Source organism: Arthrobacter sp. E44 (genome assembly GCF_041877125.1).
Classification (GTDB): Bacteria; Actinomycetota; Actinomycetes; order Actinomycetales; family Micrococcaceae; genus Arthrobacter.
The window spans coordinates 154,509-170,436 of sequence record NZ_JBHDJA010000007.1 but is presented as its reverse complement, the minus strand read 5'-3'; the positions used below and the strand labels follow the sequence as shown (position 1 = coordinate 170,436).

Here is a 15,928-nt window from a genome sequence, read left to right as displayed (position 1 = left end):
TGGGTTTTGAGCAAATTGAGGAGATTACGGAGCGGCTGGGGCAACAGGGGTTGTCCAGGACGTTCTGTTCACCAATGTGGGGAGGTACATCAGCAACAGACTTGATGACTCCAGAGGAGAACTGGAAGCACCTAACGCAACAGCGATCACCATATGCAACAGTGTGACTCCTGCCACCCCCGCTGTCAATGAATTTCAGATATGACGGAAAAGCCCGGAATGTGTCGTCCGATGCGTGCCGCCAACAGGCCTTGCGTGTCAGGTGCAGCGTCGAATAAACCCGCACTTTTCACCCCGGAACGGCCCGCGAATTGGCATTTGACGGCAATCCCAGTGCTTTGGACTGCCGCGAAGTGCCACCTCGCGGGCGCTTGGCTTCCGCCGGCGGCTACGGCAGGGACCTGGATCCGGAGGGGGGCCGGACGGCAACAACCCTGCGTGACTACCGGGAACATGCAACAGCGACGGCGACAGTCCGGCAGGTGCCGGTGTCGCCGTCGCTGTTTCCGCCCTTCACGGGCTTACTGCATCGATTCTTTGTTGGCTACTGCGCCACCTTGGCCAGTGTTTCCCGTTCCGCGGCGATGGTGGTGTTGTCGCCGTGGCCTGTGCGGACCACGGTCTCAGCGGGCAGGGTCAGCAGCTTCTCCCTGATGGAGGTCAGGATGGTCGGGTAGTCGCTGTAGGACCGGCCAGTGGCACCCGGGCCGCCGTTGAACAGCGTGTCCCCGGTGAAGACCGTCCCTTCACTCTCGAGGTAGAAGCACGTGGATCCCGGCGAGTGCCCCGGGGTGTGGATGGCACGCAGCGTGGACCCGCCAACTTCGAACACATCGCCGTCGGCGTGGTACTGGTCGGGCTTGGCGTCCTGGTACACCTGCTCCCACAGGACCAGGTCCTCCGAGTTCAGGAGGATCGGGGCGCCCAGAGCGTCTGCTACTTCGCGGGCGGCGCCGATGTGGTCGTTATGCGCGTGGGTGAGCAGGATGGCCTTGACCTTGCGGCTGCGGACCTGGTTGATGATCGCAGCGGCGTCATGGGGCGCATCGATGATGACGCATTCCTCATCGTTGCCCACGATCCAGACGTTGTTGTCCACGTCCCAGGTGCCGCCGTCGAGCGAAAAAGTGCCCGAGGTGACCAGGTTCTCGATGGTGACTGCCATTAGATCTCCACCACCGAGCGCAGGACCTTACCCTCGTGCATCTTCTCGAACGCTTCCTCCACCTGCTTGATGGTGATGCGTTCGGAGACGAAGGCGTCCAGGTCCAGGTTGCCCTGCTTGTAGTGCGACACCAGCATGGGGAAGTCGCGGGAGGGCAGGCAGTCACCGTACCAGGAGGACTTCAGCGAGCCGCCGCGCCCGAAGACGTCCAGCAGCGGCAGTTCCAGCGTCATCTCCGGCGTCGGCACGCCCACCAGGACCACGCGGCCGGCAAGGTCGCGGGCGTAGAAGGCCTGCTTGTAGGTTTCAGGACGGCCGACGGCGTCAATCACCACGTCCGCGCCAAATCCTCCGGTGAGGGCACGGATGGCTTCCACCGCGTCCTCCTGCTTGGAGTTCACGCCGTGGGTGGCACCGAGGGACTTGGCCATCTCAATCTTGTTGTCATCGATGTCCACGGCGATGATTGTCGTCGCGCCCGCCAGCTTGGCGCCGGCGATCGCCGCGATGCCCACGCCGCCGCAGCCGATCACTGCCACGGACTCGCCGCGTTTGACGTCGCCGGTGTTGATTGCGGCACCGATGCCGGCCATGATGCCGCAGCCCAGCAGGCCGACGGCGGCAGCGTCCGCCTCGGGGTCCACCTTGGTGCATTGTCCGGCAGCCACAAGGGTCTTTTCGGCGAAGGCGCCGATGCCCAGGGCCGGGGAAAGCTCGGTCCCGTCCTCGAGGGTCATCTTCTGGGTGGCGTTATGGGTGTTGAAGCAGTACTGCGGCTGGCCCTTGGCGCACGCGCGGCACTCGCCGCACACAGCGCGCCAGTTCAGGATGACCCGGTCGCCGGGAGCCACGGAGGTGACATCAGGGCCGACAGCGCTAACCACGCCAGTGGCTTCGTGACCGAGCAGGTACGGGAAGTCGTCGCCGATACCGCCCTGCTTGTAGTGCAGGTCGGTGTGGCAGACACCGCAGGTCAGGATGTCGACCAAGGCCTCCCCCGGGCCCGGATCCGGCACCAGGATCGTCTCCAGCGACACCGGGGCGTTCTTTTCCTTAACCACAACTGCTTGGACTTTGTGGACCATGGTCTTGTGTTCCTTTCCTGGATCCGGCTGGATCCGGTGAGTCGGCACCAAGTGCCAATCTAGCTGACGTGCCAAGGCCCAGGGGTCTCGCCATGGCCAGTGCGACCTGCGGGGATGATTGCGGATTACACAACAAGTTGCACAGAGCACTAACGGGAAATATGGCAGCGGCTACAGGTCGTGTCAATAGATATATCAGTTGCAGGCCAGTTGCGGCGCGGGGCACGGATCCTTTCCGGGCGAAGTTTGGCGGGGCAGGAAACCTGGGCTCCCGCCGCCCGGCGTCCTGTTATGTGGCCCAAAAGTCCGGCAGTAGGCTGGATGGCATGGCTTTTGAAGAAACCCCTGCCGAGCGGCGCGAAGTAACCGTCCGCCGGGCACCCAAATACGTTCCATTCCTGATCCTGGGTGCCGTGGTGGGAATTATCGCTGCCGCAGTGGTGGCATATGCGGTTCCGGGCGACGCGTCATTCGACCCCGGAGCCGTCTTCGGTTTCTTTCTGATCATGTTCGCTGCCATCGGTGCCATCCTCGGTGCTGGTCTGGCGCTGGTCCTTGACCGTCGAAGCGTGAAACGGCAGCAGAGGGCCGTGGTGGAGGCTGTTCCGGATTCAGAGCCCGATACCGATACCCAGGGCTAGCAGGTCACAAACCGGTGGCCGGAAAAGACATACCCCATATCGTGCGATAATCGATCAGTGGCACGCGGCGATGGAAAACTTTCCCATGATCTTCTCCCCGGCGAAAAAGGCCCCCAGGACGCTTGCGGCGTCTTCGGCGTCTGGGCACCGGGTGAGGAAGTAGCAAAACTTACCTATTACGGGCTGTATGCATTGCAGCACCGCGGTCAGGAGTCGGCTGGCATAGCGACCAGCGACGGCAAACGGATCAACGTCTACAAGGACATGGGCCTCGTCTCCCAGGTCTTCGACGAGACCACCCTGAACACCTTGACCGGGCACCTGGCTGTGGGCCACTGCCGCTACTCCACCACCGGCGCCAGCCACTGGGCCAATGCACAGCCCACGCTCGGCGCCACGGCCACTGGCACGGTTGCCCTGGCACACAACGGCAACCTGACCAACACCGTGGAACTCAACGCCATGATCACCGAACGCAACGGCGGTCATCTCACCGGTGAAATGAAGCAGGGCAACACCTCGGACACCGCGTTGGTCACCGCCCTGCTGGAGGGCGAGCCGGGCAAGACGCTCGAGGAAACCGCCACCGAACTGCTGCCCAAGATCAAAGGCGGCTTCTGCTTCGTCTTCATGGATGAAGGAACCCTTTACGCGGCGCGCGACACCTTCGGCATCCGCCCCCTGGTCCTGGGCCGGCTGGAGCGCGGCTGGGTCGTCGCGTCCGAACAGTCCGCCCTGGCCACCGTGGGTGCCAGCTTCATCCGCGAGATCGAGCCGGGTGAGTTCATCGCCATCGACGAGGACGGGGTGCGTTCCAAGCGCTTCGCGGAGCCGACGCCGGCGAGCTGCGTTTTTGAGTACGTGTACCTTGCGCGCCCGGACGCCGCCATAGCAGGGCGGTCCGTGTACGAATCCCGGGTGGAGATGGGACGCCAGCTGGCCCGGGAAAATACCCAGGTTGCGGATATCGTCATCCCCGTGCCGGAGTCCGGCACCCCGGCAGCAGTCGGTTATGCCGAGGAATCCGGCATCCCTTTCGCCCACGGCTTCGTCAAGAACTCCTACGTGGGCCGCACCTTCATCCAGCCGTCGCAGACCCTGCGCCAGCTGGGCATCCGGCTCAAGCTCAACGCCTTGGAATCGGTGATCCGCGGCAAGCGCGTTGTCGTGGTGGATGACTCGATCGTCCGCGGCAACACCCAGCGGGCCATCGTAAGGATGCTCCGGGAAGCCGGAGCTGCCGCCGTGCACGTGAAGATTTCCTCCCCGCCGGTACAGTGGCCCTGCTTCTACGGCATCGATTTCGCCTCCCGGGCCGAGCTGATCGCCAACGGCGCCACCATTGAAGAGATCTCCCAGGCCATTGGCGCCGACTCACTGGCCTATATCTCAGAGGACGGCATGATCGGGGCCACCCGGCAGCCGCGCGAACGCCTCTGCACTGCCTGCTTCACCGGCAAATACCCCATTAAGCTTCCCGATGCGGACAAGCTGGGCAAGAACCTGCTGGAGCGCACGGACCTCGGCGGCCTGAAGCCTTCCCCGTCCGCGCTCCCCGGTGAAACCGCCGCCCTGGCCGTTGACGCCGCCGAGGATCCCGCGGAAAAGTCCGGCGCCACCGGTTGCGATCCGGGCCCGGACTCCGAATTCGAGAACCTGCTGACCGAAGCCGACCTCGTGCCCGACGTACACGCCGCCACCAGCGCCGACAAGAAGGATTCCGTATGACCTCCGCCAGCCCCGCCGCAGAAAACTCCGGCATCACCTACGCCTCCGCCGGCGTGGACGTTGAAGCCGGGGACCGCGCCGTCGAGCTCATGAAGGATGCCGTCAAGGCGACCCACAACTCCTCGGTGATCGGCGGGGTGGGCGGCTTCGCGGGCCTCTACGATGTCTCCAGGCTGCTGACCTACAGGAAGCCGCTGCTGGCCACCTCAACGGACGGCGTGGGCACCAAGGTGGCCATCGCGCAGGCGATGGACATCCACGACACCATCGGGTTCGACCTGGTGGGCATGGTGGTGGACGACATCGTGGTGGTGGGCGCCGAGCCGCTGTACATGACCGACTACATCGCCTGCGGCAAGGTTGTCCCGGAGCGCATCGCCGACATCGTCCGCGGCATCGCCTCCGCCTGCTCCGTAGCCGGCACCGCCCTGGTGGGTGGCGAAACCGCCGAGCACCCCGGTCTGCTGGGCGAGCATGAGTACGACGTTGCCGGTGCAGCCACCGGCGTGGTGGAGGCCGACGCGCTGCTGGGTCCGGACCGGGTCCGCGCCGGGGACGTGGTGATCGGTATGGCCTCCTCCGGGCTGCACTCCAACGGCTACTCCCTGGTCCGCCGCGTCATCAACCATGCCGGCTGGGCGCTGGACCGCCAGGTCTCGGAACTGGGCCGCACCCTGGGTGAGGAACTCCTGGAACCGACCCGCGTCTACGCGGCCGATTGCCTGGACCTGGCCCGCACTTTCCCGGTCAGCGCCGGCGCGGCCGTGCATGGCTTCAGCCACGTGACAGGCGGTGGCCTGGCCGCCAACCTGGCCCGTGTCCTGCCGCAGGGCCTGGTGGCCACGGTTGACCGCGCCACCTGGGAACTGCCGGCCATCTTCAAGCTCGTGTCCGAGCTGGGCAACGTCCCCCTGGCCGACCTGGAGCGCACGCTGAACCTCGGCGTGGGGATGGTGGCCATCGTGTCCCCCGAGGCAGCGGATGCCGCCGTGGCCCGCCTCAACGAGCGCGGGCTGCCGTCCTGGATCATGGGCACCGTCACCGCGGACTCCGATTCGATCGACAAGTCCGGCCCCGATTACGTGCAGGGCGCCAAGGGCGTGGACGGCGGAGCTGTCCGCCTGGTCAACGCCTACGCCTAAAACCCTCCATCAATTGCTGGGTACTTGTCGTTTTCACGCCTGGGAACGACAAGTACTCAGCACTCGATGCCTTTAATCGACTTGGATCAGGTTGAGCACTCCGCCCTGGGGATCCCTTATGGTGGCCAGTGAACCGTCAACAGGGTATTCGTCCGGCTCCACCAGGACCTCGCCGCCTGCTGCCTGGGCCGCCGCTGCCGCCCCTGCAACATCCGCCACGCCGAAATAGACCTGCCAGTCGGCCTGCTCGCCTTCATCGGCAGGAACGACGCCGGCCACCTCGCTGCCGTCGATGAGCAGCGTGCTGTAGCTGCCGCCGTCGTCCTGGGGATACTCGGTGACCTCATGCCCGAACAGCTGCTGGAAGAAGCCGACGGCGGCCGGAGGCTCGGGCGTGAACAGTTCCGCCCAGGCAAGCGCACCGGGCTCGTTGAACAAGCGGCTTCCGAAGTGCGTTCCGGGCTGCCAGATCCCGGTGGTTCCACCGCCGGGAGGGGCCAGGAAGCCAAGCACTCCCGTATCGCCCACCGGCTCCGGGCCGAACAAAGCAGTGCCGCCGGTGTGGCGTGCTTCTTCCAGCACGTCCGCGGCATCCTCGGCGGAGAAGTAGATGTTCCACTTTGCGGCAGTGCCGGCCTCCAACTGGAGGGGGTTTTGCGGTGCGATCGTGGATACCAGCTCTCCGCCCACGAAGGCCTGCGCGTAGCTGCGGCCATCCGGGGTGGGAAAGTCCTGGTAGGTCCAGCCGAAGATACGGCCGTAGAAGTCTTTGGCGGCGGCAACATCCGGGGTCTGCAGATCCGCCCAGCAGGGCTCGCCGTTGGCGTACGTGGTCCGAACAGTCATCCGGTCAGGTTACCAATCCGGTCCGTGAAGCAACACGGAAAGCCCGCTGCCGCACCGGTAATCCGGGGTGGCAGCGGGCTTCGCGCTGTAAGCGGTCACCCGAACCGGGTATCAAAAAGGAGTTCCCGCACATTACCTGCGTCCGCATTGCTGCGGGATCAGTCTGTGCTTGAGCGCCACAGCAGCCGGGCCAGAGCCACGGCGGGCTTGCGACAACTAGCCGATGCGACGGTGGTCAACCTCGTCGTCATCGTCATCCAAATCATCCGCGTACTTATCCACATAAGCCGAATAATCCGGTTCGACCGGCTCATTCGAGTAACGGCTCGTTGAACGACTGGCAGGGCCCGTCAGCTCACGCTGAAGTGCCGAGTAGTCAGTGTTCGGGGAGTAGTACTTGATGTCCCGAGCCTGCTTGGTAGCTTTTGCCTTTTGACGGCCGCGCCCCATGGCGTGACCCCCTTTTGTACTTGGACCGGAGGTGGTCACCTTGGCGATCGGTGAGGCCCCGGAATGTTTGGTCAATTTGTCGTACACCTAGATTACATGCTTTCGGCGGGCCCCGCTTGCCGCCTGGAGGCCCGCATGGCCCGGTGGGGTACCATGACGCACTCCCACCCGCGGGATTCCGGCATTTTTCTTCGGTAGAGTCACCTAAGAACTGCCGATATTATCCGGCCGTTGGCGAGCCGCGGAACCAAACCAGGAGGATGCGCACCCGTGAACCAGCAGGACCTCCCGCCAAAACCGTCCTCGCCGCCGCGCACCGGAGGCCTGCCTAAGATCCCTAACGGAAACGGCACGTCAGCTCCCGCGCCGGAATCCGTCACCTGGTCCCAAACGCCCCACGAGCCCGCCCTGGAAAAGCGCGCCAACAGGCGGCCGGCCTTTTGGAAGGCGCTTCTCGTCGTCGTAATCCTGGCGGTTGCGGGATCGCTGGTGTGGCTTGCCGTGTGGCTGGGCTCTTCCCCGGGCACCCAGGCACCGAAAGCCGCTGCACCGGGTGTGCTGCAGACCGCCGTCACTCCGCCCGCCAGCCCCCAGCCCCTCCCCCGGGAAGGGGTGGCACCCGCCGCGTACGCCGTTGGTGATTGCTTCAAGGACTTCGACCCGCAGGCGCTGACGTCCACGGTGGTGGCCTGTGACACGCCCCATTCGGCGCAGTTGGTGGCCACCCTGCACTACCCGCATGACGCCGAGTATCCGGGTGCGGACCCGCTCAAGGCAAAAGCGCTGGAGGTCTGCCAGGCAGCAAAGCTCAGCCCGGCGGCGAAGCAGTTCCCGCTCAACTACCAGCGCAGTTACCCCAGCACCACCAGCTGGGGATCAGGCGACCGTCGGGTGGACTGCTACGTCGCGGCCGACGGCGGCAACGTGATCAACGCAAGTGTGCTGCCCTGACAGAGAGCCTGCCCGGGCAGCACACCCAAACCGCAGCGCGAGGCTAGTCCTTCCGACGCACCGACAGCCCTGAGCTCGGGGCACCGGTCAGCGTATCGACGCTGGAATCGGTGAGTTCGCCGAAGTCCGGCGCGGTGTCCACCAGGACTGTGTCGCCGTCGCTGATCTCGCCCGCCAGGATGGCCTTCGCCAGCCGGTCGCCGATCTCGCGCTGCACCAGGCGGCGCAGCGGCCGGGCGCCGTAGGCGGGGTCGTAGCCGGACAACGCCAGCCACGCCTTGGCGCCGTCGGTGACATCGAGGGTGAGCCGCCGCTCGTGCAGCCGCCGACCCAGTTCCGCCACATGCAGTTCCACGATGTGCGCCAGTTCCTCCACCGTAAGGGCGTCGAACAGGACCACTTCATCGAGCCGGTTTAGGAACTCCGGCTTGAAGGACGCGTTCACGGTGGCCATCACGGCATTGCGCTTGGCCTCGGCGTTCAACGACTGGTCCACCAGGAACTGGCTGCCCAGGTTGGAGGTCAGCACCAGGATCACGTTGCGGAAGTCCACGGTGCGGCCCTGCCCATCGGTGAGGCGGCCGTCGTCGAGCACCTGCAGGAGGATGTCGAACACCTCGGGGTGCGCCTTCTCCACCTCGTCCAGCAGCACCACGGAGTACGGGCGGCGGCGGACGGCCTCGGTCAGCTGGCCGCCTTCCTCGTAGCCCACGTATCCCGGAGGCGCCCCGACCAGGCGGGCCACGCTGTGCTTCTCGCTGTACTCGGACATGTCGATGCGCACCATGGCACGCTCGTCGTCGAACAGGAAGTCCGCCAGGGCCTTGGCCAGCTCGGTCTTGCCCACGCCTGTGGGGCCCAGGAACAGGAACGAACCGGTAGGGCGGTTGGGGTCGCTGATGCCCGCCCGCGCGCGCCGGACGGCGTCCGACACTGCCTGCACGGCCTTGGCCTGGCCGATCAGGCGCCGGCCCAGCTCCTCCTCCATGTGCAGCAGCTTCTGGCTTTCGCCCTGCAGCATCCGGCCGGCAGGGATGCCCGTCCAGGCCGAGATGACCTCCGCGATGTCTTCCGCGGTCACTTCCTCCGCCACCATCTGCGCCGGCTTGTCCGTGACGGCGGCCTCAGCCTCCGCGGCGGCGTTCAGCTCGCGTTCCAGCGCCGGGATTTCGCCGTAGAGGATCCGCGAAGCCGTCTCCAGGTCACCTTCGCGCTGGGCCTTGTCAGCGGCGGAGCGCAGCTCATCCAGCTTGGCCTTCAGGTCGCCTACCCGGTTGAGGCCGGCCTTCTCGGCTTCCCACCGGGCATTCAGCGCGGAGAGTTCCTCTTCCTTGTCCGCCTTGTCGGCACGGAGTGCGGCCAACCGCTCCACGGACGCGGGGTCCGATTCGCCGCTCAGGGCCAGTTCCTCCATGGTGAGGCGGTCCACCTGCCGGCGGAGCTGGTCGATTTCCTCCGGGGCGGAGTCGATTTCCATGCGGAGGCGTGAAGCCGCCTCATCGACCAGGTCGATGGCCTTGTCCGGCAGCTGCCGGCCGGAAATGTAGCGGTTGGAGAGCGTGGCCGCTGCCACCAGCGCGGAGTCGGCGATGGACACCTTGTGGTGCGCCTCGTAGCGTTCCTTCAGTCCGCGGAGGATGCCGATGGTGTCCTCCACGCTGGGCTCACCTACGTACACCTGCTGGAAGCGGCGCTCCAAAGCCGCGTCCTTCTCGATGTTCTCGCGGTACTCGTCCAGGGTGGTGGCACCGATCAGCCGCAGCTCGCCACGGGCCAGCATGGGCTTGAGCATGTTGCCGGCGTCCATGGAGGAGTCGCCGGTGGCGCCGGCCCCCACCACGGTGTGGATCTCGTCGATGAAGGTGACGATCTGGCCCTCGGAGCCCTTGATTTCCTCAAGCACCGCCTTCAGCCGTTCTTCAAACTCACCACGGTATTTGGCACCGGCAACCATGGAACCCAGATCCAGGGAGATCAGGGTCTTGCCGCGCAGGCTTTCCGGGACGTCCCCGGCCACCATCCGCTGCGCCAGGCCTTCCACTACGGCGGTCTTGCCCACGCCGGGCTCACCGATGAGCACCGGGTTGTTCTTGGTACGCCGGGACAGGACCTGGACCACGCGCCGGATTTCAGAGTCGCGGCCGATCACGGGGTCCAGCTTGCCGGCGCGGGCCATGGCAGTCAGGTCGGTGCCGTACTTCTCAAGTGCCTGGAAGGTGTTTTCCGGGTCCGGGCTGTCCACCTTGCGGTCGCCGCGGACGCCGGGCAGCGCGGCGAGCAGGGCTTCGCGGGAAGCGCCGGCGTCGCGCAGCAGGCGGGCAGCGGCGTCATTGCCGGCGGAGAGGCCCACCAGGAGCACTTCGGTGGACACGAACGAATCGCCCAGCCGGTCAGCCTCCTCCTTGGCGTGCTGGATGGCCTGCAGCGCAGGCCGGGACAGCTGGGCCTGCTGGCTGGAGCCGCCGGACGTTGCGGGCAGGGCCTTGATGGCGCTGCTGGCCTGGACGCTGACGGCGTCGGGGTCGGCCCCGGTCGCACGGAGCAGCGCAACGGCCACGCCCTCCCGCTGGTCCATCAGGGCCTTGAGGAGGTGGGCCGGTTCCACCTGGGGGTTCCCGGCCGTCGAGGCGTTCATTGCGGCGGCGGAAAGAGCCTCCTGGCTCTTGGTGGTGAATTTGACGTCCAAAGAGAGCTCCTTTCGGGGGCTTGTTGACTAAGTTGAGTCTACTACGCTCAACTTTGAACGGGGAGGTCCACTAGCCATGTTTGCCCAAGGCGAAACGGCTGTCCAGAGCCCGAGGACCTTTTAGGAACCGGGGGCCTCCCGGGAACCGGCTCCGGCCCTGTGTTCAGGGCCCTTAGGTTCCGTACACGGACACGGCGGCAGCCTTCACCACGAAGTGCACCGTCATGCCCGGGACGAGGCCCAGGTCCGCGGAAGCGGCAGGCGTGATGTCCGCGGCGAGGCTTCCGGCGCGGACGCGGATCTGGTCGCCGTGCGGCTCCAGATCGGTGATGGTGACGGCCAGCGAGTTCCGGGGGCTTCCATGTGCGTCCGTCAGGAACACGGAAACGGCCGACGGCGGGAAGACGGCGACGCCGGAACCGCCCGGCGTGTGCAGGTGGCCGGGTTCGTCGTCGTGGCCGGTGACCCTGAGGCCGCCATCGGTCCGGACCCCGGTTCCGTCGAGGGTGCCGGCAACGAAGTTCAGTCCGGCAAGCCCGGCGGCGAAAGAGCTTCGCGGGCGCTCCAGGACGGTCCGGGTGAGTCCCTCCTCCGCAATCTTGCCGTCCTGCAGGATCACCACGCGGTCCGCGAGCATCAGCGCATCCAGTACGTCGTGGGTGACGATAATGGCCTGCCGCCCGGCCAGGACGCGCTTGAACAGGCGGCGCAGCAGCGGGGCGGAGTGGATGTCCAGGGCGGCCAGCGGCTCGTCGAGCAGGAGGAGCGCCGGGTCGGCGGCGAGCGCCCGGGCCACGGCGACGCGCTGGGCCTGCCCGCCCGAGAGCTCGGCAGGACGACGCGCGGCAAGATGGTCCGCTTCGGCGTCCGCCAGCAGCCGCAGGGCCTGCTCCTTGGCCTCCCGCCTGGACACGCCGGCACTGCGGGGCCCGAAAGCGACATTCTCCAGGACGTTCAGATGGGGAAAGAGCAGGGGTTCCTGGGCGAGCAGGGCCGTGCCGCGGTCGTGCGGCGGCGACCAGGTGTGCTGTGCCCCATCGAGGTCGAAGAGCGTCCTGCCGTTGAGTTCGGCCCGGCCGCTGTCCGGCCGCAGCAGGCCGGCAATGCTGGACAGCAGGGTCGATTTACCGGCGCCGTTGGGTCCCATGACGGCGACGGTTTCGCCCGGCCGGACGGTGAAGGCCACGTCGAACCCCCGGCCGGCCACGGCTGCCTGGAAGGACAGCGTCACCGTGCGTTCCCTCCTGCCGGAGCAGCCGCCGTCGTGCGTTGTCCTGATCCGGCGCGGCCCGCTGCCGGGCGCCGGTAGGCGAGGGCAACCACCGCCACGGCCACCGCCACCAGCACCAGGGACAGGGCGACGGCGGCGTCCGGGTCCGTTTCGCGCTGCAGGTAGATCTCCAGCGGCAGGGTCCGGGTCACCCCTTGCAGGCTGCCCGCGAAGGTCAGCGTGGCGCCGAATTCTCCCAGGCTCCGCGCGAAGGAGAGGACGGCGCCGGAGGCCAGGCCGGGCAGGACGAGCGGCAGCGTGACACGCCGGAAGACGGTGCCCGGGCGGGCTCCCAGGGTTGCTGCAACCGCCTCGTACCTGGACCCGGAGGTCCGTAACGCGCCTTCCAGGCTCACCACCAGGAAGGGCAGCGCCACGAACGTTTGCGCCAGGACCACTGCCGTGGTGGAAAAGGCGATCTGCAGGCCGAGCACTTCCAGGGTCCGCCCCAGCAGCCCCTGCCGGCCGAACGTGTAGAGCAGGGCGATGCCTCCCACCACCGGGGGAAGCACCAGCGGCAGGAGCACCAGCGAGCGCAGCAGGCCCTGCAGGCGGAACGTGTCCCGCGCAAGGACCAGGGCCAACGGGACGCCCAAAACGATGCACAGCAGGGTGCTCGCGGCCGAAGTCCGCAGGCTCAGCCCCAGCGCCGTCAGCGACGGGCCGGACGTCACCAGCGGAATGAAATGGGCCCAGTCCACCCGCAGCACCATGGCCAGCAGCGGGAGCACGACGACGACGGCAGCCACGACGGCCAGCGCCCGCACCCAGCCGGGGATGCCCGAGTACGCGCTGGTTTGGGTGCGCGGGCGCGCCGCAGGCCTTCCCTGCTGCCGGGCCACCTTCCCTTGCTGCGTCACTTGCTGCCCGCACCCTCGCCGGCCGGGCCGAACCCTGCCGCGGCCAGGACCTGTTGGCCTTCCGGACCGATGACCAGGCTTAGGAAGGCCCTGGCGGTGGCCTTGTTCCGGCCGGTGGCGACACCCGCGATCGGGTAGGTATTGACTGCACCCGCAGCTTCCGGAAACGGGATGCCTTTCGCGCTGGAACCGGCGGCCGTGATGTCCGTGCCGTAGACCAGCCCGGCGTCGGCCTCACCGGAAGTGACCTTGCCCAGGACGTCCGTGACGGCATTCTCCTCGCTCACCGGGTTCAGGGTAAGCCCCGCGGCCTGAGCCACCTTGGCCGTCGCGGCACCGCACGGAACCTGCCGGGCGCAGGTGACCAGTTTGATGCCCGGCCGGGCCAGGTCCTGCAGCGAGGCGATTCCGGCCGGGTTGCCGGGCGGCACGGCGATGGCCAGGGTGTTGGTGGCAAAGTCTTTCGGCGGGCCGTCCGCGAGGCCCGCGTCCTGCACCTTCTTCATGTTGGCCGTGTCTGCTGATGCGAAGACGTCCGCCGGTGCACCCTGGCTGAGCTGGCCGGCCAGGTCCGAGGATCCCGCGAAGCTCAGGGCCACGTGTGTTCCCGGGTATTCCGCTTCGAAAGTGCGGGCGAGCTCGGTAAAGGTGGCTTTGAGGGAGGCGGCGGCAAAAACGGTGACGGTGCCGCTTGGCGTGGTGGCGGCGCCGGGATCCGGGGCATTGCCGGCCTGCGCGCCACATCCGGCGAGCGAAGCCGGCAGGAGGATACCCAAGGCAAGCAGCGCGGCGCAGAAGCGGAGCCTCAGGAAGGGGATGTCCTGCCTGATCATGCCGTGGCCTTCCCTTTCGGGGCCTCGATGATGACAGTTGTTGCCTTGACGACGGCGGTGGCCACGGCGCCTGGCTCGAGGCCCAGTTCGCGGACCGCCTCGCTGCTCATCAGCGACACCACCCGGAAGGGTCCGCACTGCAGTTCCACCTGCGCCATCACTTTGTCCGTGATCACGTTGGTCACCAGGCCCACGAAGCGGTTCCGCGCGGAACTGTTGCCGCGCTTGGGGTCATCCGGGAGCTGGGCCAGCTTCTGCGCGTGGGCCGCCAGTTCCAGCCCGTCGACCGCGAGCCGGCCCGAGCCGTCGCGCAGCGGGTTGAGGGTTCCGTTCTCGGTCCAGCGGCGGACGGTATCGTCGCTCACGCCGAGGAACCGGGCGGCTTCGGAAACGCGGATAAGGGCCATGGACAGATCCTAGTCCGCAAATGCGGCAGCAGAAACAGCATTAGGGCGCAAAGGAGGAGCTGAGCCTGTCCTGTGGACCCCAGGCTTCCGGACACACCGCAGCACTAGACTCGCTTCCATGGCCATTTACATCGACCCGCCGCTGTGGCCTGCACACGGAACCCACTTCTCACACCTGGTCTCGGACGCTTCCCTGGACGAGCTGCATGCCTTCGCTGCCGCCGCCGGGATCCCGGAGCGGGCCTTCGACGGCGACCATTACGACGTACCGGAACGCCGCTTCGAGGAGCTCGTGGCGGCCGGCGCGGTGCCCGTGGAGGCCAGGGTGCTGGTCCGCAGGCTCATCGCGAGTGGACTGCGCATCCCGGCCCGGCGTCGGAACAAGGCGCTGAAGGTCCCGCTCCTGAACCGGTGGGAGGCCATCATGCCGGGCAATGACGCACTGTTCCTGGACCTGCTGGACCGGTGGAGCGAACCACACCGCCACTATCACGGCTGCACGCATTTGCTCTCGGTACTGGAGGCGCTGGACCTGCTCACCGAACCGGACGAGGCGCCGCGGTCCGTGCTGCTGGCCGCCTGGTTCCACGACGCCGTGTACCGCGGGGCCGCCGGCGAGGATGAGGAGGAATCCGCACGGCTTGCCGAGAAACGCCTTACCGAGGCCGGCCTGCCGGAGGAAGAGGTGGCGGAGACGGCGCGGCTGGTCCGGCTGACATCCGACCACCGGCCGGAACCAGGCGACGACGACGGCGCCCTCCTCTGCGACGCGGACCTGTCCGTCCTGGGTGGGGAGCCGGAGGACTACGCCCGGTATGTTGCCGCCGTACGGAAGGACTATGCGCACATCGGTGACGCCGATTTCGCAGCCGGCAGGGCCGCCGTCGTGCGCCAACTGCTGGAACTGGACCCGCTCTTCCACCACGAGCGCGCCCGGGACCTGTGGCTGGACGCGGCGCACCGCAACCTGGAAAGCGAACTGACGTGAACGCGCCCGGCTCCAGCCCGCGGCACACGTTCTCCGCCAATGCCGCGCACCGGCAACTCCCGTTCACGGTCCGGCTGGACTGGGGGCTCGCCGGGGCATTGACGGTGGCGCCCGGGGCGGATATTGCGGTGGTGGTGGACGTGCTGTCCTTCAGTACGTGCGTCAGCGTGGCGCTGGACCGGGGCGCGGAAGTCTTCCCTTACCGGTGGCGGGACACCGGCGCGGAAGACTTCGCTGCCCACCACCAGGCGCAGCTGGCGGGGCCGCGCGACGGCGGCGGGCTGAGCCTGTCCCCGACAAGCTTCAGAGAGGCGGAGGGACTGGAGAGAGTGGTGCTGCCGTCCCCCAACGGTTCGGAACTGTGCCACGCGCTTGCGGGGGAGGTTCCCCTGGTGGCCGCGGTATGCCTGCGGAATGCCGCGGCCACGGCGGAGTGGGTGGCCGGCAATCTTCCGGGCGATGCGGTGGTGGCGGTGGTGGCCGCCGGTGAACGCTGGCCGGACGGCACACTTCGCCCCGCCGTCGAGGACCAGATCGGAGCCGGTGCGTTCATCGCCGGGCTGGTGGCTGCCGGCAAGGGCGGGTATGAAGCCGGTGACGGACGGCACGGCTATGCACCGGAAGCCGTAGCGGCCATGGCTGTCTACGAATCCGCAGAACCGCGCCTGCGGGAGATGCTGCAGCAATGCTCCAGCGGGCGGGAGCCGTCCGGGGCCGGTTACGCCGGGGACGTTGACATCGCCGCGGAACTGGACCAAAGCGATTCGGTGGCCATCCTGCGGAACGGGGCATTCCGGCAGCTTTGAGGAACAGCTTAACCCGCAGACCCGCCGCGGCAGGCCCGGGACGGGCGCCGTCACCGTCGCCGGGAGAGAG

At 67.2% G+C, this 15,928-nt stretch carries 15 protein-coding genes; 6 read left to right on the top strand and 9 right to left on the bottom strand.

Features of this window, described 5'->3' with window-relative positions:
• Positions 1–544: 544 nt before the first annotated feature.
• Together ACETK3_RS08730 and ACETK3_RS08725 are read right to left on the bottom strand one after the other, a co-directional pair.
• Positions 545–1,165 carry an MBL fold metallo-hydrolase gene (locus tag ACETK3_RS08730; RefSeq protein WP_236799831.1) on the bottom strand — a complete coding sequence of 207 codons (621 nt, stop codon included), beginning with the start codon at positions 1,163–1,165 and terminating at the stop codon, positions 545–547.
• Entirely contained in the window at positions 1,165–2,250 is a 1,086-nt protein-coding gene (locus ACETK3_RS08725) for an S-(hydroxymethyl)mycothiol dehydrogenase (protein WP_236799833.1), read from the bottom strand. Before ACETK3_RS08725 ends, ACETK3_RS08730 begins: the two co-directional genes overlap by 1 nt.
• Before the next feature lie 326 nt (positions 2,251–2,576).
• Between ACETK3_RS08725 and ACETK3_RS08720 the strand changes: the two genes are divergently transcribed.
• The 3 genes from ACETK3_RS08720 to purM are packed head-to-tail and all read left to right on the top strand — an operon-like array spanning position 2,577 to position 5,761.
• Positions 2,577–2,891 (top strand): hypothetical protein, encoded by a 315-nt coding sequence (locus ACETK3_RS08720; RefSeq protein WP_236799834.1) that lies wholly within the window; start codon positions 2,577–2,579, stop codon positions 2,889–2,891.
• A gap of 57 nt (positions 2,892–2,948) precedes the next feature.
• Positions 2,949–4,619 carry an amidophosphoribosyltransferase gene (purF, locus tag ACETK3_RS08715; protein WP_373992752.1) on the top strand — a complete coding sequence of 557 codons (1,671 nt, stop codon included), beginning with the start codon at positions 2,949–2,951 and terminating at the stop codon, positions 4,617–4,619.
• A complete protein-coding gene (gene purM, locus ACETK3_RS08710; RefSeq protein WP_236799836.1) occupies positions 4,616–5,761 on the top strand; it encodes a phosphoribosylformylglycinamidine cyclo-ligase in 1,146 nt (381 codons plus the stop codon). The genes purF and purM overlap by 4 nt, the downstream gene beginning before the upstream one ends.
• Positions 5,762–5,833: 72 nt before the next feature.
• Here the strand turns inward: purM and ACETK3_RS08705 are convergent, their stop codons facing one another.
• Both ACETK3_RS08705 and ACETK3_RS08700 read right to left on the bottom strand, forming a co-directional pair.
• Positions 5,834–6,607: a VOC family protein gene (locus ACETK3_RS08705; RefSeq protein ID WP_373992751.1), complete on the bottom strand. Its 774-nt coding sequence runs from the start codon at positions 6,605–6,607 to the stop codon at positions 5,834–5,836.
• Positions 6,608–6,823: 216 nt separating this feature from the next.
• On the bottom strand, positions 6,824–7,057 hold the full coding sequence (locus ACETK3_RS08700) for a DUF3073 domain-containing protein (RefSeq protein WP_142135039.1): 234 nt from the start codon (positions 7,055–7,057) through the stop codon (positions 6,824–6,826).
• A 270-nt stretch (positions 7,058–7,327) separates the two neighbouring features.
• On the opposite strand from ACETK3_RS08700, the gene ACETK3_RS08695 reads away from it, so the two are divergent.
• Positions 7,328–8,008, top strand: coding sequence for a septum formation family protein (locus ACETK3_RS08695; protein WP_373992750.1), 681 nt, complete (start codon positions 7,328–7,330; stop codon positions 8,006–8,008).
• Positions 8,009–8,051: 43 nt separating this feature from the next.
• On the opposite strand, the gene clpB is transcribed toward ACETK3_RS08695, so the two are convergent.
• From clpB to ACETK3_RS08670, 5 genes are all read right to left on the bottom strand, one after another.
• Positions 8,052–10,694, bottom strand: coding sequence for an ATP-dependent chaperone ClpB (clpB, locus tag ACETK3_RS08690; RefSeq protein ID WP_373992749.1), 2,643 nt, complete (start codon positions 10,692–10,694; stop codon positions 8,052–8,054).
• A gap of 172 nt (positions 10,695–10,866) precedes the next feature.
• On the bottom strand, positions 10,867–11,925 hold the full coding sequence (locus tag ACETK3_RS08685; RefSeq protein WP_373992748.1) for a sulfate/molybdate ABC transporter ATP-binding protein: 1,059 nt from the start codon (positions 11,923–11,925) through the stop codon (positions 10,867–10,869).
• Positions 11,922–12,806 carry an ABC transporter permease gene (locus ACETK3_RS08680; protein WP_373992759.1) on the bottom strand — a complete coding sequence of 295 codons (885 nt, stop codon included), beginning with the start codon at positions 12,804–12,806 and terminating at the stop codon, positions 11,922–11,924. Before ACETK3_RS08680 ends, ACETK3_RS08685 begins: the two co-directional genes overlap by 4 nt.
• A gap of 14 nt (positions 12,807–12,820) precedes the next feature.
• Positions 12,821–13,657, bottom strand: a complete 837-nt coding sequence (gene modA / locus ACETK3_RS08675; protein WP_373992747.1) for a molybdate ABC transporter substrate-binding protein — start codon at positions 13,655–13,657, stop codon at positions 12,821–12,823.
• The gene (locus ACETK3_RS08670; RefSeq protein ID WP_236820615.1) at positions 13,654–14,064 is read right to left on the bottom strand and encodes a molybdopterin-binding protein; all 411 of its coding nucleotides are present in this window, start codon (positions 14,062–14,064) and stop codon (positions 13,654–13,656) included. Before ACETK3_RS08670 ends, modA begins: the two co-directional genes overlap by 4 nt.
• Before the next feature lie 118 nt (positions 14,065–14,182).
• Here ACETK3_RS08670 and ACETK3_RS08665 point away from each other — a divergent pair, with 118 nt between their 5' ends.
• Positions 14,183–15,052, top strand: a complete 870-nt coding sequence (locus ACETK3_RS08665) for a DUF4031 domain-containing protein (RefSeq protein ID WP_373992746.1) — start codon at positions 14,183–14,185, stop codon at positions 15,050–15,052.
• On the top strand, positions 15,049–15,858 hold the full coding sequence (locus tag ACETK3_RS08660; RefSeq protein WP_373992745.1) for a 2-phosphosulfolactate phosphatase: 810 nt from the start codon (positions 15,049–15,051) through the stop codon (positions 15,856–15,858). The genes ACETK3_RS08665 and ACETK3_RS08660 overlap by 4 nt, the downstream gene beginning before the upstream one ends.
• Positions 15,859–15,928: the final 70 nt, after the last annotated feature.

Bases quoted from the DNA above. Each gene is read 5' to 3' on its own strand.
- modA (WP_373992747.1), bottom strand. From the start codon at position 13,657: ATGATCAGGCAGGACATCCCCTTCCTGAGGCTCCGCTTCTGCGCCGCG.
- ACETK3_RS08705 (WP_373992751.1), bottom strand. From the start codon at position 6,607: ATGACTGTTCGGACCACGTACGCCAACGGCGAGCCCTGCTGGGCGGAT.
- ACETK3_RS08720 (WP_236799834.1), top strand. From the start codon at position 2,577: ATGGCTTTTGAAGAAACCCCTGCCGAGCGGCGCGAAGTAACCGTCCGC.
- ACETK3_RS08665 (WP_373992746.1), top strand. From the start codon at position 14,183: ATGGCCATTTACATCGACCCGCCGCTGTGGCCTGCACACGGAACCCAC.
- purM (WP_236799836.1), top strand. From the start codon at position 4,616: ATGACCTCCGCCAGCCCCGCCGCAGAAAACTCCGGCATCACCTACGCC.
- ACETK3_RS08700 (WP_142135039.1), bottom strand. From the start codon at position 7,057: ATGGGGCGCGGCCGTCAAAAGGCAAAAGCTACCAAGCAGGCTCGGGAC.
- ACETK3_RS08670 (WP_236820615.1), bottom strand. From the start codon at position 14,064: ATGGCCCTTATCCGCGTTTCCGAAGCCGCCCGGTTCCTCGGCGTGAGC.
- ACETK3_RS08725 (WP_236799833.1), bottom strand. From the start codon at position 2,250: ATGGTCCACAAAGTCCAAGCAGTTGTGGTTAAGGAAAAGAACGCCCCG.
- ACETK3_RS08730 (WP_236799831.1), bottom strand. From the start codon at position 1,165: ATGGCAGTCACCATCGAGAACCTGGTCACCTCGGGCACTTTTTCGCTC.